At 69.0% G+C, this 22,364-nt stretch carries 23 protein-coding genes; 7 read left to right on the forward strand and 16 right to left on the reverse strand.

Annotated features, from left to right (window positions below):
• Nucleotides 1-57 precede the first annotated feature (57 nt).
• Nucleotides 58-303, forward strand: coding sequence for a hypothetical protein (locus ACQPYY_RS19270; protein WP_433590433.1), 246 nt, complete (start codon nt 58-60; stop codon nt 301-303).
• A 54-nt stretch (nt 304-357) separates the two neighbouring features.
• Here ACQPYY_RS19270 and ACQPYY_RS19275 read toward each other — a convergent pair whose 3' ends face one another.
• Nucleotides 358-741 carry a nitroreductase family deazaflavin-dependent oxidoreductase gene (locus ACQPYY_RS19275; protein WP_379107138.1) on the reverse strand — a complete coding sequence of 128 codons (384 nt, stop codon included), beginning with the start codon at nt 739-741 and terminating at the stop codon, nt 358-360.
• Between the two features lie 198 nt (nt 742-939).
• Here ACQPYY_RS19275 and ACQPYY_RS19280 point away from each other — a divergent pair, with 198 nt between their 5' ends.
• On the forward strand, nt 940-1,458 hold the full coding sequence (locus ACQPYY_RS19280; RefSeq protein ID WP_357284016.1) for an NUDIX hydrolase: 519 nt from the start codon (nt 940-942) through the stop codon (nt 1,456-1,458).
• A 7-nt stretch (nt 1,459-1,465) separates the two neighbouring features.
• Here ACQPYY_RS19280 and ACQPYY_RS19285 read toward each other — a convergent pair whose 3' ends face one another.
• The 4 genes from ACQPYY_RS19285 to ACQPYY_RS19300 form a co-directional block, all read right to left on the reverse strand.
• Nucleotides 1,466-2,896: a lipase family protein gene (locus ACQPYY_RS19285; protein ID WP_433590434.1), complete on the reverse strand. Its 1,431-nt coding sequence runs from the start codon at nt 2,894-2,896 to the stop codon at nt 1,466-1,468.
• Nucleotides 2,897-3,316: 420 nt separating this feature from the next.
• Nucleotides 3,317-4,357 carry a TIGR03842 family LLM class F420-dependent oxidoreductase gene (locus ACQPYY_RS19290; protein ID WP_433590435.1) on the reverse strand — a complete coding sequence of 347 codons (1,041 nt, stop codon included), beginning with the start codon at nt 4,355-4,357 and terminating at the stop codon, nt 3,317-3,319.
• A 30-nt stretch (nt 4,358-4,387) separates the two neighbouring features.
• Nucleotides 4,388-5,809, reverse strand: a complete 1,422-nt coding sequence (hydA, locus tag ACQPYY_RS19295) for a dihydropyrimidinase (protein WP_379107146.1) — start codon at nt 5,807-5,809, stop codon at nt 4,388-4,390.
• On the reverse strand, nt 5,806-6,642 hold the full coding sequence (locus ACQPYY_RS19300; protein WP_379107149.1) for a nitrilase-related carbon-nitrogen hydrolase: 837 nt from the start codon (nt 6,640-6,642) through the stop codon (nt 5,806-5,808). The genes hydA and ACQPYY_RS19300 overlap by 4 nt, the downstream gene beginning before the upstream one ends.
• Before the next feature lie 161 nt (nt 6,643-6,803).
• Here ACQPYY_RS19300 and ACQPYY_RS19305 point away from each other — a divergent pair, with 161 nt between their 5' ends.
• Entirely contained in the window at nt 6,804-7,211 is a 408-nt protein-coding gene (locus ACQPYY_RS19305) for a hypothetical protein (RefSeq protein ID WP_379107151.1), read from the forward strand.
• Between the two features lie 75 nt (nt 7,212-7,286).
• Here ACQPYY_RS19305 and arc read toward each other — a convergent pair whose 3' ends face one another.
• The gene (arc, locus tag ACQPYY_RS19310) at nt 7,287-9,047 is read right to left on the reverse strand and encodes a proteasome ATPase (RefSeq protein WP_357284036.1); all 1,761 of its coding nucleotides are present in this window, start codon (nt 9,045-9,047) and stop codon (nt 7,287-7,289) included.
• Nucleotides 9,048-9,379: 332 nt separating this feature from the next.
• Here arc and ACQPYY_RS19315 point away from each other — a divergent pair, with 332 nt between their 5' ends.
• On the forward strand, nt 9,380-9,736 hold the full coding sequence (locus ACQPYY_RS19315; RefSeq protein ID WP_433590436.1) for a hypothetical protein: 357 nt from the start codon (nt 9,380-9,382) through the stop codon (nt 9,734-9,736).
• Between the two features lie 79 nt (nt 9,737-9,815).
• On the opposite strand, the gene ACQPYY_RS19320 is transcribed toward ACQPYY_RS19315, so the two are convergent.
• Nucleotides 9,816-10,649: a tRNA (adenine-N1)-methyltransferase gene (locus tag ACQPYY_RS19320; protein ID WP_379107155.1), complete on the reverse strand. Its 834-nt coding sequence runs from the start codon at nt 10,647-10,649 to the stop codon at nt 9,816-9,818.
• 101 nt (nt 10,650-10,750) lie between these two features.
• Between ACQPYY_RS19320 and ACQPYY_RS19325 the strand changes: the two genes are divergently transcribed.
• A complete protein-coding gene (locus tag ACQPYY_RS19325; RefSeq protein WP_433590437.1) occupies nt 10,751-11,623 on the forward strand; it encodes a RecB family exonuclease in 873 nt (290 codons plus the stop codon).
• A gap of 12 nt (nt 11,624-11,635) precedes the next feature.
• On the opposite strand, the gene hisG is transcribed toward ACQPYY_RS19325, so the two are convergent.
• The 6 genes from hisG to ACQPYY_RS19355 form a co-directional block, all read right to left on the reverse strand.
• A complete protein-coding gene (hisG, locus tag ACQPYY_RS19330; RefSeq protein WP_379107159.1) occupies nt 11,636-12,487 on the reverse strand; it encodes an ATP phosphoribosyltransferase in 852 nt (283 codons plus the stop codon).
• Nucleotides 12,488-12,576: 89 nt separating this feature from the next.
• Nucleotides 12,577-12,840: a phosphoribosyl-ATP diphosphatase gene (locus ACQPYY_RS19335; RefSeq protein WP_357085381.1), complete on the reverse strand. Its 264-nt coding sequence runs from the start codon at nt 12,838-12,840 to the stop codon at nt 12,577-12,579.
• Nucleotides 12,841-12,883: 43 nt separating this feature from the next.
• Entirely contained in the window at nt 12,884-14,686 is a 1,803-nt protein-coding gene (locus ACQPYY_RS19340; protein WP_433590438.1) for a choline/carnitine O-acyltransferase, read from the reverse strand.
• Between the two features lie 211 nt (nt 14,687-14,897).
• A complete protein-coding gene (locus ACQPYY_RS19345; RefSeq protein ID WP_433590439.1) occupies nt 14,898-16,265 on the reverse strand; it encodes an NAD(P)/FAD-dependent oxidoreductase in 1,368 nt (455 codons plus the stop codon).
• A gap of 63 nt (nt 16,266-16,328) precedes the next feature.
• Nucleotides 16,329-17,159, reverse strand: coding sequence for a class I SAM-dependent methyltransferase (locus ACQPYY_RS19350; protein ID WP_433590440.1), 831 nt, complete (start codon nt 17,157-17,159; stop codon nt 16,329-16,331).
• A 14-nt stretch (nt 17,160-17,173) separates the two neighbouring features.
• Nucleotides 17,174-18,034, reverse strand: coding sequence for a HalD/BesD family halogenase (locus ACQPYY_RS19355; protein WP_433590441.1), 861 nt, complete (start codon nt 18,032-18,034; stop codon nt 17,174-17,176).
• Between the two features lie 177 nt (nt 18,035-18,211).
• On the opposite strand from ACQPYY_RS19355, the gene ACQPYY_RS19360 reads away from it, so the two are divergent.
• Together ACQPYY_RS19360 and ACQPYY_RS19365 are read left to right on the forward strand one after the other, a co-directional pair.
• A complete protein-coding gene (locus ACQPYY_RS19360; protein WP_433590442.1) occupies nt 18,212-19,126 on the forward strand; it encodes a toprim domain-containing protein in 915 nt (304 codons plus the stop codon).
• Nucleotides 19,127-19,170: 44 nt separating this feature from the next.
• The gene (locus ACQPYY_RS19365) at nt 19,171-19,416 is read left to right on the forward strand and encodes an alpha/beta fold hydrolase (protein WP_433590443.1); all 246 of its coding nucleotides are present in this window, start codon (nt 19,171-19,173) and stop codon (nt 19,414-19,416) included.
• Nucleotides 19,417-19,422: 6 nt separating this feature from the next.
• On the opposite strand, the gene ACQPYY_RS19370 is transcribed toward ACQPYY_RS19365, so the two are convergent.
• The 3 genes from ACQPYY_RS19370 to ACQPYY_RS19380 all read right to left on the reverse strand — a co-directional run bounded on the left by ACQPYY_RS19370 (nt 19,423) and on the right by ACQPYY_RS19380 (nt 22,310).
• Nucleotides 19,423-19,794, reverse strand: a complete 372-nt coding sequence (locus tag ACQPYY_RS19370) for an MmcQ/YjbR family DNA-binding protein (RefSeq protein ID WP_379107171.1) — start codon at nt 19,792-19,794, stop codon at nt 19,423-19,425.
• A gap of 53 nt (nt 19,795-19,847) precedes the next feature.
• Complete coding sequence (locus tag ACQPYY_RS19375; RefSeq protein WP_433590444.1) at nt 19,848-20,516, reverse strand: HAD family hydrolase; 669 nt, start codon at nt 20,514-20,516, stop codon at nt 19,848-19,850.
• Between the two features lie 123 nt (nt 20,517-20,639).
• Complete coding sequence (locus tag ACQPYY_RS19380; protein WP_433590445.1) at nt 20,640-22,310, reverse strand: serine/threonine-protein kinase; 1,671 nt, start codon at nt 22,308-22,310, stop codon at nt 20,640-20,642.
• Between the last annotated feature and the right edge of the window lie 54 nt (nt 22,311-22,364).

A 22,364-nucleotide genomic window follows, 5' to 3' on the forward strand; every position in this document is an offset into this window, starting at 1 on the left:
CCGGCCTACACCCGCCACGAGGGCGACATCCTGATCGGCACCGCCAAGCACCCGTGGGTGAGCAATATCCGCGAGGACGTCCCCCTGGAAGTGTCGTTCGGCGGCCCGAAGCACAGCGCCGACGCGGAGGTGCTCTCCGACGAGGACACGGTCATCCGGCTCTCCGAGGCCATCGCCCGCCACAACAAGCAGTGGGCGAAGTTCAACGGCATCGGATTCGACGCTGACGGCACTCCGAATCGGGCCGACGCCTACCAGAGATGGCAGCAGGGCTGCGTCATCATCCGGCTCCGGGTGCGCTGAACCGTCGCCGACCCGGCCCGAACCACCCCTGGCAAATTTCGAGCATGCCGCCGGTCAGCGGTCCACGGGCCGGGCCTGGACATAGTCCGCGGCGTTCAGGCCCACCAGCACCTGCCGCACCAGCGGCGGCGCCCAGGACGCGCTGGCGTCGTGCCCGAGGACCGGATCGGTGAGGGTGACGGTGCGCCCGCGGGTCTCGAACTCGAAGCTGCCCGCGGCGCGAATGTTCTTCAGCCAGTCCACGTCCCGCCCGTAGGTCAGCGCGATCCGGTAGCCGTCCGCGCGCCGGAAGACCATGACCGGTGACCGGTACACCCGCCCCGACTTGCGGCCCCGGTGCACCACGACCCCGAACAGCGGTGTGACGCGGGCCGCGATCCCCAACACCGGATTGCTGATCCGGCGATTGATCCTCGCCAGTGTCCGCGGCAGTGGCATGGTCTCGTCCTCCCTGACGAAAACGGTTGCGCCCCTGAGGATACGCCGCCGGGCGGGCCCCGGCGGCCCCCTCGCGACAGCGGGTGGAACCGCGGCGCGCCGCGATACTCGACCGTACCGCTCGTCCACCCGGCGGCATCACTAAAGTGCTGTTCAGAGCGCCGGGTCCCGCGGCGCGGCAGCGAGGAGGGCCCGTACATGCCGGAGATGATCGCGGTGTACGACGCGGTCGGGCGTGAGGTCGGCGCGCAGGAGCGCGCCGTGGTCTACGAGCGGGGCCTCTGGCATGCCAGTGCGGGCGTGCTGGTGCGGTCGCTCGACGGGTCGAAGGTGTACGTGCACAAGCGGACCGACACCAAGGCGGTCTTCGCGGGCATGCACGACTGCCTGGCCGGCGGGGTGCTGGGACCGGGCGAGGACCCGGCCGAGGCCGCGGTCCGCGAGTTGGGCGAGGAACTGGGCATCGTGCTGGGCCCGCACGACGACCGCCCGCTGCCGCTGGCGGCCGCGGCCTGGGACGGCGAGTGGGAGGGACGGCCGATGCGCTGTCACCTGTTCGCCTACGAGCTGCGCTACGACGGCCCGATCACCCATCAGCCCGAGGAGATCGTGGACGGCTGGTGGTGGAGCGACGAGGAGCTGCGCTCCTACGTGGAGGACCCGCATTGGCCGTTCGTCCCCGACACCCGGGTGCTGATCGGGGATCTGCTGCGCTGAACCGGCGTCACCGGCCGCCGGCGGGCGCGGCACAGTTTCCCGAGGTAGGGACGCCGCGCAGGCGTTGATCCAGCCAGTCCATGGTCGCGCCGTAGGAGCTGACGTAGGCGGCGAGGTGCTCACCCCCGACGATGTTCTTCGTCGCGGCCACCCCCAGCTCGCACTGCGCGCGCCACAGTTCCTCGGCCTCCGACACGGGAACCCACGGATCGTGGACGCCGTGGTAGATGAACAGCGGCACACCCGATTTCCGGTCCTGCATGCTCAGCTGCCGGAACACCGATTCGGCCGCGGCGCTGTCCAGGGACTTGTCGACCTTGGCCATGATGTCGACCGGGATGGGCGCGATCCCGAGCGCACCGAAACTGCCGCTGCAGTTGTCCTTGATGGGCGAGGTCGCCAGCCACTGCGCCGCGTGGTTCATGAGGCCGAGGATTTCCGGGTGCTCGCGGCCGAGCGCGAGCACGGTGCTGAGCAGGAACGCGGAGATGTAGGAGCCGTCGAAGGTGTGGGCGAAGCGGCGATAGTCGTTGACCAGCCCCCCGAAGCTCGCACCCGCGAAATACGGGAGCAACTCCGGCGCGTAGTCCGACACCAGCATGGCCGCGGCGTTGGACGCGATCGCGCCGCCGGAGTAGCCGGTCGAGGCGAAACGACTGTTCCCGAACCGATCCGGGGCGAACTCGCGGACCGCGCGGATCGAGTCCAGCACGTTGTGCCCGGCGACCGTCGGCTCCGAGTAGGCCATCAGCGGCCCCTCGTGGTCGGGAATGATCAGCGCGTACCCGTGCTCGAGCGCCCAGGTGGTCGGTGACGGCGTGAAGTCGTTGCCGGTCGGCACCTCCATGCCGTGGGCCAGCACGTACCCGGGGGTGCAGCGCTTGTTGAGCGAATTGGTGGCAGGCGCGTTCACCAGCACCGGCTGCGGGCCGGGCCCGGTCCACTCCTTCGGCGGCAGGACCAGGGTCGCGGTGCCGATCGAGGGCTCGCCCGCGGAGTTGGTGGTGCGGAACTTCAGGAGCGTGGCCCGCGAGATGCCGGTGAGGTTCAACAGCAGCATGGTCGGGCGCGCCGAGTCCGTCACATCGCGCGAATCCAGGATCTCACCGGGCGCGTAGCGCTCGAGATCGGCGGGCCAGGCGTCGAACAGCGGGTCGCCCGTCGGCGGGGACTGCACGGCCTTCCAGAACTCCGTCAGCTCCGGGGGCAGATCGCCCGGCGCCGCCAGCGGCCGCGCCGCGCGCGGGACCATCTTCATCGGCGCGGGCACATGCTCGTCGATCCACTGCTGCAGCGGATTCGGCGCCTCCGGTGCCCCGGCGGACGGCGCCACCGTCACCACCACGGACGCCGGCGGATCCGGCTCCGCTTGCGCGGGGACCTGCCCCAGGGGGATGGAAAGACCCAGAACCACCAGCGTCGCGGTCAGTTGCCTCACGGTCGTTCAAGCTACGACATGACACCGCGCGAACGCGGGAGGCTGCCGCGGTCGCGTCGTGTCGATCCGACCGTCGTCGGCGCGTCCGCGGGAAACGCCGAAAGCCCACCGAATCCCGCGCGATTCGATGGGCTCTCGGTGTCTTGCTACGTTCAGGCGGTCGGCTGGGTGCTACCACCGGCGCTGCCGCTGAACAGACCCGTGATGGTCTTGATCAGAACTGCAGCCAGGAAATCCTCAGCGGATCCGGTCACTTGCTACTCCTCATCTATCCATGACATGTCGGGTATGTGAATCATCCACGGTTCACAATCAAAGGGAAGGCCTTTGCCCGGAGAACTTTCAGCAACCCGACCGGAACTACACGGTAGAACGCGTTCCATCTGCGTTTATATCGATTTGATAAAAGTGTGATCTACATCACAACGACCGGTGGACTGTGGCATCGGTCGCGGGCGTGAGGCGCGGCAGGACCGATTCGCCGTACGCGTCGAGGGTCGCGGTCTTGGCGTCGTGTTGCAGGTAGACCGCGAACTGGTCGACGCCCAGCGCCTCGAGTTCGCGCAGCCGGGCCAGGTGCTGGTCGGGGGTGCCGAGCACGCAGAACCGGTCCACGATCTCGTCGGGCACGAAGTCCGCGTGCGGGTTCCCGGCCCGGCCGTGCTCGTTGTAGTCGTACCCCCGGCGGCCCGCGACGTAGTCGGTCAGCGCGTCGGGCACCTCGGAGTGCGTGCCGTAGCGGGCCACGATCTCGGCAACATGGTTGCCGACCATCCCGCCGAACCAGCGGCACTGCTCGCGCGCGTGGGCCAGGGCCTCGGGCGTGCCGTCGGTGACGTAGGCCGGCGCGGCCACGCAGATGGAGATCGCACCCGGATCGCGGCCCGCGCGTTCGGCGGCCGCGCGCACGCGGGCGATGGTCCAGGCGGTGATGTCGGGATCGGCGAGCTGCAGGATGAACCCGTCGCCCACCTCCCCGGCGAGTTCCAGGGCGCGCGGCCCGTATCCGGCCACCCATACCGGCAGCCGCGACTCGCTCGCCCACGGGAAGTGGATCACCGTGTCCCCGATCCGCGCACTGCGGCCATTGCCCAATTCCCGGATGACGCCGATGGAATCGCGCAGCGTCGCCAGGTTCACAGGCCGGCCGCCCAGGGTGCGCACGGCCGAATCGCCGCGGCCGATCCCGCAGATGGTGCGGTTGCCGAACATGTCGTTGAGGGTGGCGAAGGTGGACGCGGTGACCGTCCAGTCGCGGGTGGCGGGATTGGTCACCATGGGCCCGACCACCACCCGCCGGGTCGCGGCGAGGATCTGGCTGTGGATGACGTACGGCTCCTGCCACAGCAGGTGCGAATCGAAGGTCCACACGTGCGAGAACCCGTGCGTCTCCGCGATTCTGGCCAGTTCGATCACCCGGGAGGCGGGCGGGTTGCACTGCAACACCACACCGATGTCCATACCGGAACTCTCCCCTCGTTGGCCGATGGGTCAGATGAGACTCTGCGACAGACCGCGTTTCAGGAATCGGCCGTGCCCGGCGCTGCCCAGGTACTGCCCGCCGTCGACGATCACCCGGCCGCGCGCGAGCACGGTGTCCACGTGGCCGTCGATCTCGAAGCCCTCGTAGGCCGAGTGGTCCATGTTCATGTGGTGGGTCTTGCCGACCCCGATGCCGGTGTGCCCGTTCGGGTCGTATATCACCACATCGGCGTCCGCGCCGGGGCTGATCACACCCTTGCGCGGGTACAGCCCGAACATCCGCGCCGGGGCGGTGCAGCACACCTCCACCCACTTCTCGAGCGAGATGCGACCGTCCTTGACGCCCTGGAACATCAGGTCGAGGCGATGTTCGACGCCGCCGATCCCGTTGGGAATCTTGCTGAAATCGCCGAGCCCGAGTTCCTTCTGGTCCTTCATGCAGAACGGGCAGTGGTCGGTGGCCACGGTGGAGACGTCACCGGTGCGGATGTAGCGCCACAGCTCGTCCTGATGTCCCTCGGCGCGGGCGCGCAGCGGGGTCGAGCACACCCATTTGGCGCCCTCGAAACCCGGTGCGGCCAGGTTCTCCTCCAGGGAGAGGTACAGGTACTGCGGGCAGGTCTCGCCGAACACGTTCTGCCCCTTGCCCCGCGCCTCGGCGATCTGTTCCAGGGCCTGCTTGGCGGAGACGTGCACGACGTAGAGCGGCGCACCGGTCAACTGCGCCAGCATGATCGCGCGGTGCGTCGCCTCTTCCTCCATCTGCCACGGCCGGGTCAGACCGTGATACACCGGGGCGGTCTCGCCGCGGGCCAGGGCCTGCGCGACGAGTACATCGATCGCGATCCCGTTCTCGGCGTGCATCATCAGCATCGCGCCCAGATCACCGGCGGTCTGCATGGCGCGCAGGATCTGCCCGTCGTCGGAGTAGAAGACGCCCGGGTAGGCCATGAAGAGTTTGAAGCTGGTGACGCCCTCGGCCACCAATTCGCTCATGCCCTTCAGGGATTCGGCGTCGACCGAGCCGACGATCTGGTGGAACCCGTAGTCGATGGCGCAGCGCCCGTCCGCCTTCTCGTGCCACAGCGCCAGGCTGTCCTGCACCCGCTCCCCCGGCTTCTGCACGGCGAAGTCGACGATGGTGGTGGTGCCGCCCCACGCCGCGGCGCGGGTCCCGGTCTCGAAGGTGTCGGAGGCCTCGGTGCCGCCGAAGGGCAGCTGCATGTGGGTGTGCGGGTCGACGCCGCCGGGGATCACGTATTTGCCGGTGGCGTCGATGACGGTGTCGGCAGCCGCGGCCAGGTCGGCGCCCAGCGCGGTGGAGCCCGGCCGGACCACCGCGGCAATGGTCTCACCGTCGATGAGGACGTCGAGGGGTTGGGTTCCGGTGGCGGACACCACGGTTCCGCCGTGGATGAAGGTGATGCTCACGGCTCCACCAGCTTTCCGTAGGCGTCGGGGCGGCGGTCGCGGTAGAAGGCCCAGCGATCGCGCACCACCTTGATCAGGTCCATGTTCAGGTCGCGCACGACGAGTTCGGGCGCGGTGTCGGAAGCCACCTCCCCCACGAACTGCCCCTCCGGGTCGACGAAGTAGCTGGTGCCGTAGAAATCGTCGTCCCCGTACTCCTCGATGCCCACCCGGTTGATGGCCCCGATGAAGTATTCGTTGGCCACCGCCGAGGCGGGCTGCTCGAGCTTCCACAGATAACTCGACAATCCCCGCGAGGTAGCGGAGGGGTTGAACACGATCTCCGCGCCCGCCAGGCCCAGCGCCCGCCACCCCTCGGGGAAATGCCGGTCGTAGCAGATGTAGACGCCGATGCGGCCGACCGCGGTGTCGAAGACCGGCCAGCCCAGATTTCCGGGCCGGAAGTAGAACTTCTCCCAGAACCCGTTCACGTGCGGAATGTGGTGTTTGCGGTATTTGCCGAGATAGCGGCCGTCGGCGTCGACCACCGCCGCGGTGTTGTAGAGCAGGCCCGGCTGTTCCTGCTCGTACACCGGCAGTACCATGACCAGGCCGAGTTCGCGGGCCAGCGCCGCGAATCGCTCCACGGTCGGGCCCGGCACCGATTCGGCGTAGTCGTAGAACTTGGTGTCCTGCAATTGGCAGAAGTACGGCCCGTAGAACAGTTCCTGGAAACAGATCACCTTCGCCCCGGCCGCGGCCGCCTGACGCGCATAATCCTCGTGCGCCTTGATCATCGACTCCTTGTCGCCGGTCCAGCTCGTCTGCACCAGCGCCGCTCGCACATTCGCCATCCACTGATGTTCCACCTCCCGCGATGGCGGGCAGGTAAAACACGGCGACAAATGGGGAACAGTTTCCCGGGAACGCCGCCTCCACCGGGACTGGACCGAGGATCGCGCGCCGGTGTGATACTGATGCGCGCAGTGTCTATCGACGTTCCATGGAGGGGTACATGAACATGATCACCCGCAGCGTCACCCGGCTGGCCGCGGCCGCCGTCGTCACCGGGGCCGCCTTCACCCTCGGCGCCGGTACCGCCTCGGCCGACGACTGGCCGGTCCAGCAGCCGAACAGCCCGATCTACGTCTTCGAAGCCACCGGTTTCCTGACCCCCAGCGACCTCGACTACTGGAACCCCCTGGTCGACCGCGCCCGTTTGACCTCGCCATTCGGCAATTCCACCCGCATCGTGTGCTCCGGTTTCCACGGCGTCACCACCAGCTGCTTCCAGGCCGACGCCGACGGCAACCCGCACCAGCTCAAGCGACTGGCGATGAACTACCCCAATGTCACCGGCTACCTGGCCCCCGGCGGCGGGGTCAGCCACTGGGTCTACCCGGGCTTCATCCCCGGAAGCTGAGCCCCGGCTCCGGCTTCCGCGCAGACGAAGAGGCCCGCCTCCGAAAGGAGACGGGCCTCTTGGCTTTTCCGAACCTTACAGGTACTGACCCGTGTTGGACTCGGTGTCGATGGCGCGGCTGGCGCTGGCGTTCTTCCCCGTCACCAAGGTGCGGATGTAGACGATGCGCTCGCCCTTCTTACCCGAGATGCGAGCCCAGTCATCGGGATTCGTGGTGTTGGGCAGGTCCTCGTTCTCGGAGAACTCGTCCACGATCGAATCGTAGAGATGCTGGATGCTCAGACCCGGGTTGCCGGTTTCCAGGACCGACTTGATGGCGTACTTCTTGGCCCGGTCCACGATGTTCTGGATCATGGCGCCGGAGTTGAAGTCCTTGAAGTACAGGACTTCCTTGTCACCGTTGGCGTAGGTGACCTCCAGGAAGCGGTTGTCGTCGCTCTCGGCGTACATGCGGTCCACCACGCGTTCGATGGTGGCCTGCACGCACTTGCCGCGGTCGCCGTCGAACTCGTTGAGATCGTCGGAGCGCAGCGGGAGCGTCTCGGTCAGGTACTTGGAGAAGATGTCCTGCGCCGCTTCGGCATCGGGCCGCTCGATCTTGATCTTCACGTCCAGGCGGCCGGGCCGCAGGATCGCGGGGTCGATCATGTCCTCGCGGTTGGAGGCGCCGATCACGATGACGTTCTCCAGGCCCTCGACACCGTCGATCTCCGAGAGCAACTGCGGCACAACGGTGGTCTCCACGTCGGAGGAGACGCCCGAACCGCGGGTGCGGAAGATGGAGTCCATCTCGTCGAAGAACACGATCACCGGGGTGCCCTCGGACGCCTTCTCGCGGGCCCGCTGGAAGATGATCCGGATGTGGCGCTCGGTCTCACCCACGAACTTGTTGAGCAGCTCGGGGCCCTTGATGTTGAGGAAGAACGACTTGGCTTCCTTGGCGTCCTCACCGCGCGCCTCGGCGATCTTCTTGGCGAGCGAGTTGGCGACGGCCTTGGCGATCAGCGTCTTACCGCAACCGGGAGGACCGTAGAGCAGCACACCCTTGGGCGGGCGCAGCGCGTACTCGCGGAACAGATCCTTGTGCAGGAACGGCAATTCGACGGCGTCGCGGATCTGCTCGATCTGGCGGGACAGGCCACCGATGTCCTCGTAGTTGACATCCGGGACCTCTTCCAGCACCAGGTCCTCGACCTCGGCCTTGGGGATCCGCTCGAAGGCGAAGCCGGCCTTGGTGTCGACCAGCAGCGAATCACCCGGGCGCAGTTTGCGAATCGGGCGATCCGGATCCTCGAGGTCGTCCACGTCCACCAGCGCGGACAGCGGACCGGAGAGCCAGACCACGCGCTCCTCGTCGGCGTGCCCGACGACCAGGGCCCGGCGGCCGTCGTCGAGAATCTCACGCAGCGTGCCGATTTCGCCGATGGCGTCGAAGTTTCCGGCCTCCACCACGGTCAGCGCCTCGTTCAAGCGAACGGTCTGGCCGTAGGTGAGGGTGGTGGTGTCGATGTTCGGCGAACAGGTCAGCCGCATCTTGCGTCCGGAGGTGAACACATCGACCGTCTGATCGTCGTACACACCGATGAGAACGCCGTAGCCCGAGGGTGGCTGGCCGAGGCGATCCACTTCCTCACGGAGAGCGACCAGTTGCTGGCGCGCTTCCTTGAGGGTGTCCATCAACTTGGTGTTGCGAATCGTCAGCGAATCAACACGCGCTTCCAATTCCCGTGTGCGATCGGGTGTGTCGGCGAGTTGCCTCCGGAGTGCAGCTGCCTCGGCACGTACGGCCTCGAGTTCCCTCCAGGCTGCCGAATCCGAATGTTCGATGGGGCTCATGATGCTGCTCCTCCCAGTCCCGGTCTATCAACGCTACCGGGCTCTAACCGTTCCCGCTTTCCGACATGGTTTCGTCGTGATCACATCTAGGCTGCGGCCCACGGGCCGGACAGGCATGTTAGCCTGCCCTAACCTGTTTCCGGCGAGTTAACGCCGGCCCGAGCCGAAAGGTGCCGTTGATGCTCCTTCCCACCAGTCGTACTCCTGGTATGCGCAACGTCTCCCGGACGCTTCGTGTTTCCCTGGCTACCGTCGCGGCCCTCGCGGCCGCTACCGCAACTGTGACCGCATGTAGCTCCGACGACAAGGGTTCTTCGCCCACGAATACGTCCGTGTCGTCGGCCGCCGCCACGCCCGCGCCGACCGCGGAGAGCCTGCAGAGCGTCCTCACGGCCTTCGCCGACCCGGCAAAACCGGCCGCCGACAAAGCCAAACTAGTCGTCGACGGGGACAAGCGTCTCGGAAATATCGAGACAATGAACCAGGGACTCGCGCATTACCAGGTCAGTTTCGCCGTCGGCGAGATCAAACAGGACGGCACCAAGGCCGATGCCAAGGTCAGCGTGACCTCCCCGCACGGCACCATGCCCGACGTCCCGATGGCGTTCCAGTACGCCGATGGCACCTGGAAGCTCTCCGACGCCGGCGCCTGCACCGTCCTCGGAATGGCCCGCGCCGCCTGCCAATAGCGGGGAGCGAGCAAACCGGTGGCGCCTCGGGGCGGACATCCTGTGATGTCCGCCCCGAGGCGCCATTCGTGCGTTCGGGTCAGCCCTTGGAGGGGCGGCGCTGCGGGCGCGGCGCGGTGACGCCGTCGGCCAGGCGGCGGGCCTTCACCAGGAAGGCGGTGTGGCCCTGCATGCGGTGCTCGGGGCGCACGGCCAGGCCGACCACGTGCCACGGGCGGACCATGGACTCCCACGCGGCGGGCTCGGTCCAGCAGCCCTGGCGGCGCAGTCCCTCGACCACCTCCGACAGCTGCGTGGTGGTGGCCACGTAGGCCAGGAAGACGCCGCCGGGGATCAGCGCCTTGGAGACCGCCTCGAGCGCCTCCCACGGCTTGAGCATGTCCAGGACCACCCGGTCGACCTGCTCGCCGGAGTACTCGGTCACATCGCCCAGGGTCAGTTCCCAGTTCTCGGGACGTTCGCCGAAGAATCGCTCGACATTCTTGACGGCGTGCTCGGCGTGGTCCTCGCGGATCTCCCAGGAGATGACCTTGCCCTCCGGGCCCACCGCGCGCAGCAGCGAGCAGGTCAGCGCGCCCGACCCGGCCCCGGCCTCGAGTACCTTCGCGCCGGGGAACATGTCGCCCTCGTGCACGATCTGGGCGGAGTCCTTGGGGTAGATGACCGCCGCGCCGCGCGGCATGGACAGCACGTAGTCGGTGAGCAGGGGGCGCAGCGCCAGGTAGGGGGTGCCCTTGGCGGAGTTCACCACGCAGCCCTCGTCGGCGCCGATGAGGTCGTCGTGGTTGATGTGGCCGGCGTGGGTGTGGAACTCCTTGCCCACCTCCAGGATCACCGTGAACTTGCGCCCCTTGGCGTCGGTCAGCTGTACCCGGTCACCGATCTGGAAAGGGCCGGTCCGTCTGGCCGTCATGAAACTCCGTTCTGCGTGTTGTCGTGAAACGTGCGTCGCTGCGATTGTGCTGCGGCGAATTCGTGCGCACCTTGTCGGTGCCTGCGTTTAGCCTGCCAGGTATGTCGGTCGACGCGATCAGTACCCCGGAGACAGAGCGGTTCGCGCCGCGGGGGCCCGCGCTGTCCCCTTCGCGCGCAATCGATTTCAAGCAGTGCCCGCTCAAGTACCGGCTGCGGGTGATCGACCAGATCCCGGAGCCGCCCTCGCGGGCGGCGGTGCGCGGCACGGTGGTGCACGCCGTGCTGGAGTCGCTGTTCGGGCTGCCCGCCACCGAGCGGGACGTGGCGGCCGCGGCCGCGCTCATCGAACCCGCCTGGACCGGGGTGCGCGAGTCCCGGCCCGAGGTGGAGTCGCTGATCCCGGACGAGGAACTGCCCGGGTTCCTGGCCGAGGTGCGCAAGCTGGTGGACGTGTACTTCCGGCTCGAGGATCCGGCCGGATTCGAGCCCGAGTCGTGCGAGACCTTCATCGAGGCCGATCTGCCCGATGGCACCCCGCTGCGCGGCATCGTGGACCGCATCGACCGCTCGGCCGACGGGGACCTGCACGTCATCGACTACAAGACCGGCCGCGCCCCGGGCCTGGCGTACGAGACCCGGGCGCTGTTCCAGCTGAAGTTCTACGCCCTGGTCCTGCTCCGCACCCAGGGCCGGGCCCCGGCACAGCTGCGGCTGATGTACCTGGCCGACGGCGTCACCCTGACCTACGCCCCGGATCCGGAGGAGCTGCTGCGTTTCGAGCGGATCCTGTCGGCACTGTGGGCGGCCATCGTCACCGCCGCCGAGACCGGCGAGTTCCCGCCCAGCCCGGGCTGGATGTGCCAGTACTGCGATTTCAAGCGACTATGCCCCGAATTCGGCGGCACGCCACCGCCTTTCCCGTCCGGTCCGGTCGAATCGGGTCAGGACGAGCCGGAGCTCGACCCGTCCTGACCTCGACGCGGATCAGAAGGCGCGGCAGGACCGGATGTCGGTGGCCAGGATGGCCTTGGCGCCCAGGTCGGCGAGCCGGTCCATGAGCTCGTTGCCGTTCTTGCGCGGCACCAGCGCGCGCACCGCGACCCAGTCGGGATCGGTGAGCGGGGACACGGTCGGCGACTCCAGGCCGGGGGTGATCTCGACGGCCCGGTCCAGCAGCGCCTTGGGGCAGTCGTAGTCCAGCATCAGGTACTGCTGAGCGAAGACCACGCCCTGGATGCGGGCGACGAGCTGGTTGCGGGCCTTGTCGTTCTGGTCCGCGCCCTTGGCCTCGATGAGCACGCCCTCGGAGTCGCACAGCGACTCGCCGAAGGCGACCAGATTGTGCTGGCGCAGGGTGCGGCCGGAGCCGACCACGTCGGCGATGGCGTCGGCGACGCCGAGCTGGATCGAGATCTCGACCGCGCCGTCGAGGCGGATGACCTCGGCCTCGAGGCCGCGCGCCTTGAGGTCGCCCCGGACCAGGTTCGGGTAGGAGGCGGCGATCCGCTTGCCCTGCAGGTCCTCGACCTTCCATTCGCGCCCGGCGGGGGCGGCGTAGCGGAAGGTGGAGCGGCCGAAGCCCAGGGCGAGCCGTTCCTGCACCGGCGCACCGGAATCCAGGGCCAGGTCACGGCCGGTGATGCCGAGGTCGAGCTCGCCGGAGCCGACGTAGATGGCGATGTCCTTGGGCCGCAGGAAGTAGAACTCGACCTGGTTGACCGGGTCGAGCACGCTCAGTTCACGGGAGTCGGTGCGCTTGCGGTAGCCCGCCTCGGTGAGGATGCCGACGGCGGACTCGGACAGGGCGCCCTTGTTCGGGACTGCGACGCGAAGCATGGGAGGTCCTTTCGGAATGGGAAGGGAAGACATGGCCGACAGGGGGACGAACGGTCGCTCCGCACGGTGTGTGCGGAGCGACCGGTGCGTCACAGATGTCGGTACACGTCCTCGAGCCGCAGCCCGCGGCCCACCATCAGCACCTGCACCCAATACAGCAGCTGCGAGATCTCCTCGGAGAGCTCGTCGTCGCTCTGGTACTCGGCCGCGATCCAGACCTCGCCGGCTTCCTCGAGCACCTTCTTGCCCTGCGCATGCACGCCGGCGTCCAGGGCGGCGACGGTGCCCGACCCCTCGGGGCGGTTGGCGGCACGATCCTGCAGCTCGGCGAACAGGGCTTCGAAAGATTTCACGGGGAGTGATTCTCTCAGACGGGCGCACACTCCCCGCAATCGGTTATACGGTGAGCAGTTCGGTGAGTTCGGCCACGGCCACCCGCAGCTGGTCGGCGAACTCGTGCATCTGCCGCGCGACGTGCTTGGGCGTGGCCAGGTAGAGGTTCCAGCGGTCGGGCAGCAGCACGTAGGCGATGCCGATGCACTTGGGGCTGGTGGAGCCGAAACCGAAGTACTGGATGTTCACCGACGGCGCGGAGCTGGTGCTCAGGTAGTCGTCGCGAGTGATGGTCCAGCCGGGGCTGTCGAAGAACGGCATCGCCTCGGTCGCGCCGAGCTGTTCGCCGCGGCGGCGCTGGATCCACTGCAGCTCCCACAGGTGCTGTTCGGGAGCCTCGCCGCGCTGGCATTCCTGGGCGCGGCGCACGTGCGCCTCGGCGGCGGTGCGCAGGGCCACCAGTTTGCGGTCCCGGTCCACGGCCGGATCCTCCATGGCGGCAACGAAATCCAGCATCTCGTGGGTGATGACGCGCATGGCCTCGGTGCGGCCGTTGCGGAACTGGCGGGTGGCGATGGATTCGTAGGTCGCCCCGTTGAGGCCCTTGCTGCGGCGGTGCGCGAGCTGGTAGCTCAGCTGGGCCAGCGCGTCCGGGGAGATGCCGAGCTTCTTGGCGCGCTGGGTGCCGAAGTCGAACGACACCGTGGAGGTGGCGGTGTCGGCGGCGAACTGGGCGAACGAGGCGGCGGCCGAGGCGATCTCGGTGCGGGCCTCGGGGCCGAAGGTGAACTCGACGGGTTCGACGGCGGGCAGGCCCTGTGCCTGCGCGCCGGATTGCGCGGCGTGGTCGCCGACGGGCGCTTCGAGCAGGGTGTCGACGAAGGACAGGATGGTGGTGCCGTCCAGACCGCAGTGCTCGACATTGATGCCGGCCTCGCCGTCGGCGAAGACGACGAACGACACCGCCTTGTCGAACCAGCGGTTGCCGCTGTCGCCGTGCAGCAACTGGTCGCAGGCGTGCAGGGTGTCGCGGGGCGCGAAGTCCTCGAGGCAGACGCAGAACAGCGCGGTCTCGATGGTCTCGAAGGCGGCGGCGTTGGCGGGCCGCAGGGCGGCGTAGAGCGGGGCCCAGTCGGCGCGAGCCATGGTGGTGAGGTGCCCGGCGGCGGAGTTGGTGGCGGCCCGGCGCGTCCCGGCCTTCATGACCGCGCGCAGGCCGTCGGTGAGGTCCTCGGGGGTGTGCGGGGCGCCGCCGGCGCCGATGACGTCCATCCGGAACATGTTGCCGCGGTAGAAGACCACGATGTGGCGGGCTTCGGAGTGCCCGGGCCATTCGTCGCTGTAGGGCACACGCACGGTGTCCTGCGGCGCGCCGGGAATGCGCGTCTCGGAGAACAGGAACTTGTTCTGCGCCATATTGAGTCGCGTGCCGCGCTGGGTGGCGGGCGGGATCTCCTCGGCGTCCAGGCGCAGCTTGTAGTTCACCGCCGCCGAGATCAGGGCCGCGGCGCGCTCGCTCTGGTCGGAGCCGGTGGAGCCGGCCAGCGCGGTGTCATCGCGGAACAGGAAGAAGAAGTTGGCGTTCAACGCGATTCGGTCGCGGCGGCCCAGATAGCGGGAGGGCCAGAACTCGTCGAGCCAGCTGCCGACGCCCGGGGTGGCGTCGAAGCGCTCCAGGTCCGCGTGCAGGGTGCGGGCGGGGCCCTCGGGGCGCAGCAGGTCCTCGACGGTGGCGGCGGTGGCCGCGTACTCGTCGGAGGTCAGCAGCGGCGCGCACCAGTGCAGGAAGCGGGTGCAGCTCTCCTCCAGGGTGGGCAGCGGGACGCGGGGCAGCTGCTCGTCGAAGGCGAAGGTGCTGTCGCTCAAGGGGTGTCCTCATGGTCGATGGGGTTGGGGCAGCCTGGCTGTGCACACGTGTCACCGTCCCCCGGCGGTCACGCCACCATTCTTGCCATCGTTGCCGTCCGGGCGCCACATTTTCGCGCGAAACCGCCACGGACCGACCAGGATGTGGTTTTACTGCGCGACAACAGTTTTCATGCGGCTATCCGGTTTGCCCCGAACCGACCGGTTTTGTTCACTCCGGGTCGCCGAGTTCCTTCACCACCCGCGGCACCTCGTCGGCGGGCAGGTAGCAGCCGGATTGTTCGAAGCCGCCGATGGTGTGGACCTTGTGGTCGGCGTACCCGATGCGCAGGAAGTCGTCACCGGCCAGGCCGTGCACGGCCCAGTCGAAGGCCACCCGGGCGCGGGCGACGATCGTGCGCAGCGCCATGAGGTGGTAGCCGCGCGCCACGAATTGTGCCGGCACGCCACGCAATCCCAGGCCGAGCGGCCGGGCCAGCGCGTCGCGCCCGCCCAGATCGACCACCATGCCCAGGTCCGGATGACGGTAGGGCGAGGGCGTTTCGCCGCGCAGCGTGGCGACCAGGTTCTTGCCCAGGTGCCGTCCTTGGCGCATGGCGTGCTGCGCGGTCGGCGCGCAGACCTGACCGTCGCCTTCGACGGTGTCGGGGACGGCGGCCGCATCACCCATGGCCCATACGCCGGGCAGGCCCGGGACCGTCAGGTCGGCCTGGGCGACGATGCGGCCCTTGTCGGTTTCCGCGCCCAGATGCGCGGCCAGCGGGCTGGGCGCGACCCCGGCGGTCCACAGCACCGTGCGGGACGGGATGAATTGGCCGTTGGTGAGTTTCACGCCATTGGCGGTGACTTCCGCGGCGGAGGCGCCGGTGATGAGTTCGATGCCGCGTTCGGCCAGAATCCTTTTCGCCTCCGCGCCGAGCTTGTCGCCGAGTTCGGGCATGATGCGGTCGCCGCGGGTGACCAGGTGCCAGCGCACCATGCCGGACTCGACTTCGGGGAAGAAGCGTCCGGCGGCGGCGCGGCAGACCTTGTTGAGGACGGCGGCGGTCTCGGTTCCGGCGTAGCCCGCGCCGATGGTGACGAAGTTCAGCCGTTCCTGGTCCTCGTCGAGGCCGCCGCGCACGGCGGCGATATCCAGCTGCCGCAGTACGTGGTCGCGCAGGTACATGGCCTCGGCCAGGGTCTTCATGCCGAATCCGTGCTCCTGCAACCCCGGAACGTCCATGACGCGGGTGATGGAGCCGGGCGCCAGGACGAGCTGGTCGTATTCGAGGGCGGTTTCGCGGCCGGAGGTGCGGGTGCGGCGCACCACCACCCGCCGGGTGCCGGGCTCCACGCCGACGGCCATGCCGGGCACCACTTCGGTGCGGCGCAGCAGCCGGCGCAGAGGCACCGACACCGAGCGCGGGTTGAGGGTGCCGGAGGCGACCTGCGGCAGCAGCGGCAGATATAACAGTCCGGCGTCCGGGGAGACGAGTTGGATGAACGCCTCCTCGGGGCGGAGGCGTCGCTCCAGATAGCGGGCGCATTCCACGCCCGCGAATCCACCGCCGATGATCACGATCTTCGCTGGTGCCACGACTTCACCGTAGCTCGTACCGCCCGCTTCGAGGTGAATCCCGCGATTTCCGCGTCCGCGGGATCAGTGTTCGCGCTCGGTACCGGGTTTCGGGCGCGACAGGTACAGCTGCGCGTAGAGCCAGCCGTCGGATTCGGCGTCGGTGGTGTCGATTCCCTTGCCCGCCAGGGCGTTCAGCACCCGCGCCTGTTCGTCCGGGGAGGCGAAGCGGCGCTGCCGGTAGACGCCGGGAGCGCGTTCGGTGCGGTAGCCGAGGGTCTCGAGGTGCGCGGCGATGGGGTCGAAGGCGAACATGCGGAGCACGAAATGCGCCATCCACGGGAGTTTCCCGCCGTGTGCGCGGGCCACCCGCAGCAGGGTGTGTTCGGTGATGTAGCCGACGCAGCCGGTGGAGATGATCAGGTCGGCCCCGGCCAGCGTCTGCCGCTGGGCTTCGGTGGGTTCGGCCGATTCCAGGTCGGCGTGCACGACCTCGTCGAGGAAGCCCGCGGCGTGGCCGTAGTCGAGGGCGGGGCGGGAGGCGTCCATACCGATGAATCGGACTCCGGGCAGCCGGTCGCCGGAGCGCAGCAGGGCGCGGTCGCGGTCGAGCAGGGCGGCGGTGTCGTCAGCGTCGCGGCCGCGGTAGTGCCCGGAGAGTTCGGTCATGGTGGTGTCGAGGCGCAGCAGGGCCGCGTTGACGCCGTAGGAGCAGCCGAGGTCGAGGACCGCGGGGGTGGCGATGCCGGTGGCGGACCGGTATTCGTCGAGCAGTTTCTGGAAGTGCGGCTTCGCCAATTCCGGTATCTGGTAGTCCAATTCGGCCATACGGGCGTAGTACTGGCGGGGATCGGGCCGATCGTAGATGTCGTCGAAGGAGGCTTTTCCGGTGGAACTGTGCAACGAAACCGGCACGCGCTGGTCCCCTCTCAGTCGAGCAATCGGTCGCCGCGGATCTCGCCGACCGCCAGATGATCCGGCGTCACCCGCCCGAACAGCTGCCGGGTCCGTTCGGCGGTGCCGATCAGTCCCGGACTGTCGCTGTAGGCGAAGATCGCCGAATGCCGTTGCACCGCACCGTGTACCGGTGCGACCCGGTGCAACGAGAACCTTCCCTGGAACAACTGCAGGTCGCCGGGCCGCAGGGCCAGCCGGCGGATGAACCGTTCCCCGTCGCCGGTGAGCACGGCGCGCACGTCGGCGAAGTTCTCCGCCGTCCGTGACCGGATGCCCGGGCAATACTCGAACACCCCACCGTCTTCCGGCTCCTGGGTGAGCATGCTGACGGTGAATTCGTTGGTGTCGAAGTGCCAGGGATGCGACTGCCCCGGCGCGACCACATTGAGGCACAGTCCGGCCAGCGGATCGCTGTACTCGTGCAGTTCGGCGAGCCCGAAGCAGTCGGCCACGAACCGCTGGAACCGGGTGTCGATGTAGAGCCGGTGGATCAGCGCCTCGCGCGGAATGAGATCCCGTGCGACGAAAGCGTTTCCACGCTGCAGCACGATCCGCCCCGGGTGATCGGTGGGCAGCCCCGCGTCGAAGGGAATGTTGTACGCGTTGACGTTCTCGACGGTGTAGTGGGCTCGCGGAGCCAGCTCCTCCCCCTCGCTCCGCAGCGTCTCCACCAGCTCGGGCCGGATGAACCCGCGCAGGACGCAACATCCCCCCGCCGCCAGCTCGGCCCGCGCCCCCGCCACCGCCCGCAGCCACCCGTCACTCCCCGGCGAATCCAGTGGATACCGCCCGACATCGACCCCCGGTACGCTCCCCTGCCCAACCGCAACCATAGGCCCATTCTTACGAACCGACCGCCCGACACGCCCGAAAAGCTCCCCGATTGTGAATTGCCACTTTTCCTGCGCCCCACCAGTTTTGATGTGGTATTGGCACCACGGCGCAACGTGTGGCACGCCGTTTGACAGCCGCGTTCAGAGGTGTACACCGGTAGTGAGAGGACCGGTCGGATGGGCAGTCACGGATCGTGGGAGACCGTCAACCGGGCACTGAATCGGGTGTCCGGGCCGGGGAGGCGCGGGACCGAGTGGACGACCTACCTGTGTCCGGTGCACGAGGCGGATGGGCGACGGCATCGGGCCTCGCTGGGGGTGGTCTACAACCTGTCGCGGCAGCGGACCGTGGTGCGGTGTTTCGCCGGATGCTCGGATGTGGAGGTGTTGGAGCGCATCGGATTGCGGGTGCGGGATCTGTTCGACGCGCCCCCGGAGCCGAGGACGGGACACCGGCGGAACGCGCCGGAGCCGGCGGTGGCGGATCGGGCGATTCTCGCGGCGGGACTGGCGCTTTCGGTGCATCGGAAGGATGCCGGGCCGCGGATCGGGAGGCCGCGGCGAATGGCGGCGTACGTGTACCGGTGGCCGGACGGGGGCGCGGCCGGGTGTGTGGTGCGGGTGCGGACGTTGCATCGGCAGGGGTATGTGAAGTCGTTCTATCAGCGGCGGCTGACCGAGAACGGCTGGGAATCCGGGGGTTTCGCGCGGGTGCCGTTCCACCTGCCGGAGGTGATCGAGGCGGTGGCGGAGGGGCGCGACATCTTCGTGTGCGAGGGCGAGGCGGACGTGCTGACGGCGACGCGGGCCGGGTTGACGGCCACCTGCAATGCCGGGGGCGCGAGCGGGTGGTATTCCGAGCACGCGGAGTGGTTGCGGGGCGCGCGGCGGGTATGGGTGGTGGCGGATCGGGATGCGCCGGGGTATCGGCATGCGGCGCGCGTGGCGGAGTCGCTGGTCGATGCGGTGGCCCAGGTGCGGGTGGTGCAGGCGCGGGACGGGAAGGATCTGACCGATCACTGCAATGCGGGGCATCTGGTGTCGGAGTTGGATCCGGTTCCGGTGCTGGACACGCATTTTCGCGGGGGTTGAGTCAGCCGGCGGTGGTGACGGCGCGCTGGTAACGGGTGATCAGGGTGCGCAGGGCCCTGATCGGCCTGCTCACCGATCCGGACGAGGGCCCGGCCTTCCACGTGATCGCGCCCTCCCTGCCCGGATATGCCCTGTCCACCCCGCTGTCGGGAACCGGATGGACGATGGCGCGCACCGCCCGCGCCTGGATCGAGCTGATGGCCCGTCTGGGTTACGAACGCTACGGCGTGCACGGCGGCGATCCGGCCGGCCTGGCCACCGATCTCCAGGCCTTCGGCCCCCTGCGCTGAGCCCGGTCAGGTGGCGGCGATGCGCCGATCCAGTTCCGCGATCAGGCGTTTCGCCGCCACCATCCGGTAGGCGTCCTCGACGATCTCGGTGATCTCGTCCCAGTCCACGTCGACATCCAGATACACCCCGAGCCACCCGCGATGCCCCACGTACGGCGGCCGGTAGAACCGCCCGGGCTCGGCCGACACCAGTTCCTCCTGCGCCCCGGCCGGTGCCGCGCACCAGAATCCGACCCGTTCGTCGTGGTGGTGGTCGGCGAACATGACGAACATCTTCTTCCCGCCCGCGAACCACGCGGGTTCGCCGTGGCTGACGCGTTCGCTCACCTCGGGCAGCCCGGCGCACACGCCGCGCAGCGATTCCAGCACCCTGTCCATACCCGCAGGGTAGGCGACCCGGACCGGTCCGCCTTGGACGAATGGGAACGGGGTCAGGAATTCGCGCGCACGAGGTCCTTCAGGTGCGCGAGTTCGAGCCCGACCAGACTGTCGCGGAAGGTGCGTCCGGGCGCGTCCGGCACCGGGACCTCGCACGGCACGACCAGCAGGGCGCATCCGGCTTCCTGCGCCGCGATCGAGCCGGTCGGTGAATCCTCGATGGCCACGCTGAATTCCGGTGCGGCACCGAGCAGTTGCGCTGCCCGCAGGTACACGTCCGGCGCGGGTTTGCCGTGTGGCACCTCGTCGGCGCACACGGTGGCCCCGAAGTACTCACGCCCGATGGTGTCGAGCCCGTACTCGGCCAGCGACCGCTTGGTATTGGTCACCAACGCCATCGGCACCCCGGCCGACCGCAGCAGATCGAGTGCTTCCCGCGCGCCCGGTCGCCACGGCACCGGCCCCTGGAACAGCTCGGTCACCCGCGCTTCCATCCACTCCGAGGCCCGCACGACCGCCTCGGGGGTGTGCTCGATGTCGAGGCCCTCGAACAAGATGCGATACGCGTTCGGCCCGGACGCCCCGATCAGCGCGTGCCGCACGGTGTCGGTCAGCTCGCGCCCGTACTCCCCCGCCAGCTCCCGCAGTGCCATGTCCCAGAGCTTCTCCGAGTCCAGCAGAGTCCCGTCCATATCCCACAACACCGCGTCCAACCGCGCCACCGACCCGAGCTCCTTCCACACACCCTCATCCAGGAGCGTCCGCGCAACGCGGCGCACCGGCCCCGCCGCGCGCGGAGCCGGTCCAGCCTATCGGGGCGCGGTCACCGGCCCCGGGCCCGCGGTCTACAGGCCCGACGCCGCGATCACCAGCCGCCCGCCCGAGGAGTCGGTCTGGATCCAGCGGTTCTCGGAGGACACCTGCCCCGACTTGGACACATAGGTGAGCGCGACCACCGCGCGATTGTCGCCCTGCGGCGTCACCGCGCCCACACTCACCGAGCGGATGCTGCCCCAGAACTGCGCGTAACTGTTGTAGCCGCCGGTCGACGCCTGATAGCCGGGCGACAGCATCGACCACGCGCCGCTGACATTGCCGGGCAGCATGCCGTAGTAGCCCTGGACGAACGAGGTGACCGAGGCGGCTGACGGCGGACCGGCCGGCGTCGTGGTGGGCGGGGTCGTCGTCGGATGCGCCGAGGAACTCGGGGCCGCCGACGAGGACGGGGCGGGCGTGGTGGTCGGGGCCTGGGTGGCCGCGCCCGCGCCGCTGTTGCGCGTGGGCTGCTGCCCGCCGTCGGCCGGGCCCAGGTTCTCCGGCGAGGTGGCCGGGATCGACGCCGGGGCCGAACCGCCCTTGTCCGCCTGCGGGGTCCCGCCGCCACCGTTGTTGCCGTTGACCGCCAGGGTGATCACCACGGCCAGCACGATCGCGCCGACGACGCCGACCGCCACCAGCACCAGCTGACGCGGATTGCGTTCCCCGCCACCGGTTCTCACACCCGAGCCGATTCCCGGCGGCGGCACGGTGCCACGCCCGCCGGTCGACATGTCGACGTGCATGGTGGGATCGGCCGCATTGCTCGGCGCACCCGTCCGCGACCCCGGCAGCACGGTCGTGGCCGCCGCGGCGTCCACGGCGGCAACGGCATTCACCGGCGGCAGCACCTTGGTCGGCTGGACCGGCACGGCCGGGGCGCGCCCCTCGGCCACCGCGTGCAGCCGTTCGGCGGCCTGTTCCATGGTGGGCCGGTCCGCCCCCTCGGCGGCGAGCAGATCCATCAGCACCGGCGCGAGGGTCGCGGCGTGCGCGGGCCGCGGCACCTGTGCGCGCGCCACCGAATGCAGTACGGCCAGCGGGTTGTCGCCCTCCCCGAAGGGCGGCTTGCCTTCCACGGCCGCGTACAGCGTCGAGCCCAGAGCGAAGACGTCGGAGGTCGGTTCCGGGTTCTCGCCGCGCGCCACCTCGGGCGAGAGGTAGGCGGGAGTGCCCGCCAGGAACCCCGTCGAAGTGACGGTCACGTCGCCGGTGGCCCGGGAGATGCCGAAGTCGGTGATCTTCACCGTCCCGTCGTCGGCGACCAGGATATTGGCGGGCTTCACATCGCGGTGCACGATGCCGGCCTTGTGAGCCGCGGCCAGCGCCTCGGCGACCTTGGCCCCGATCCGCGCCACCTCGACCGGCGGCAGCTGCCCCTTCTCCCGCATGAGCGCGGCCAGGCTGACCGCGTTCACGTACTCCATGACCAGCCAGGGCTGGCCGTCCTCCTCCGCCACGTCGAACACGGTGACGGCATTGGGATGGTGCAGGCGCGCGGCGATGCGCCCCTCACGCATCGCCCGCATCCTGGCCTCCACGGCCTGCGACCGGGTCAGGCCCGGCGTCAGCAGCAGCTGCTTGACCGCGACGGTGCGTCGCAGCCGAACGTCGGTCGCGCGCCACACGACCCCCATCGCACCGGTGCCGATCGGATCCGTCAGGCGGTACCGCCCCGCAATCAGCCGGTCTGAGCTCATGTGGTTGTACCCCTCCTGCTGGCTTTCGCGCCGGGCGCCCTGCCACCCTGCGCG

It is taken from the genome of Nocardia sp. CA-145437 (assembly GCF_050956485.1).
GTDB lineage: Bacteria > Actinomycetota > Actinomycetes > Mycobacteriales > Mycobacteriaceae > Nocardia.

Bases quoted from the DNA above. Each gene is read 5' to 3' on its own strand.
- ACQPYY_RS19275 (WP_379107138.1), bottom strand. From the start codon at position 741: ATGCCACTGCCGCGGACACTGGCGAGGATCAATCGCCGGATCAGCAAT.
- ACQPYY_RS19280 (WP_357284016.1), top strand. From the start codon at position 940: ATGCCGGAGATGATCGCGGTGTACGACGCGGTCGGGCGTGAGGTCGGC.
- ACQPYY_RS19290 (WP_433590435.1), bottom strand. From the start codon at position 4,357: ATGGACATCGGTGTGGTGTTGCAGTGCAACCCGCCCGCCTCCCGGGTG.
- ACQPYY_RS19300 (WP_379107149.1), bottom strand. From the start codon at position 6,642: ATGGCGAATGTGCGAGCGGCGCTGGTGCAGACGAGCTGGACCGGCGAC.
- ACQPYY_RS19305 (WP_379107151.1), top strand. From the start codon at position 6,804: ATGAACATGATCACCCGCAGCGTCACCCGGCTGGCCGCGGCCGCCGTC.
- arc (WP_357284036.1), bottom strand. From the start codon at position 9,047: ATGAGCCCCATCGAACATTCGGATTCGGCAGCCTGGAGGGAACTCGAG.
- ACQPYY_RS19320 (WP_379107155.1), bottom strand. From the start codon at position 10,649: ATGACGGCCAGACGGACCGGCCCTTTCCAGATCGGTGACCGGGTACAG.
- ACQPYY_RS19325 (WP_433590437.1), top strand. From the start codon at position 10,751: ATGTCGGTCGACGCGATCAGTACCCCGGAGACAGAGCGGTTCGCGCCG.
- hisG (WP_379107159.1), bottom strand. From the start codon at position 12,487: ATGCTTCGCGTCGCAGTCCCGAACAAGGGCGCCCTGTCCGAGTCCGCC.
- ACQPYY_RS19355 (WP_433590441.1), bottom strand. From the start codon at position 18,034: ATGGTTGCGGTTGGGCAGGGGAGCGTACCGGGGGTCGATGTCGGGCGG.
- ACQPYY_RS19360 (WP_433590442.1), top strand. From the start codon at position 18,212: ATGGGCAGTCACGGATCGTGGGAGACCGTCAACCGGGCACTGAATCGG.
- ACQPYY_RS19370 (WP_379107171.1), bottom strand. From the start codon at position 19,794: ATGGACAGGGTGCTGGAATCGCTGCGCGGCGTGTGCGCCGGGCTGCCC.
- ACQPYY_RS19380 (WP_433590445.1), bottom strand. From the start codon at position 22,310: ATGAGCTCAGACCGGCTGATTGCGGGGCGGTACCGCCTGACGGATCCG.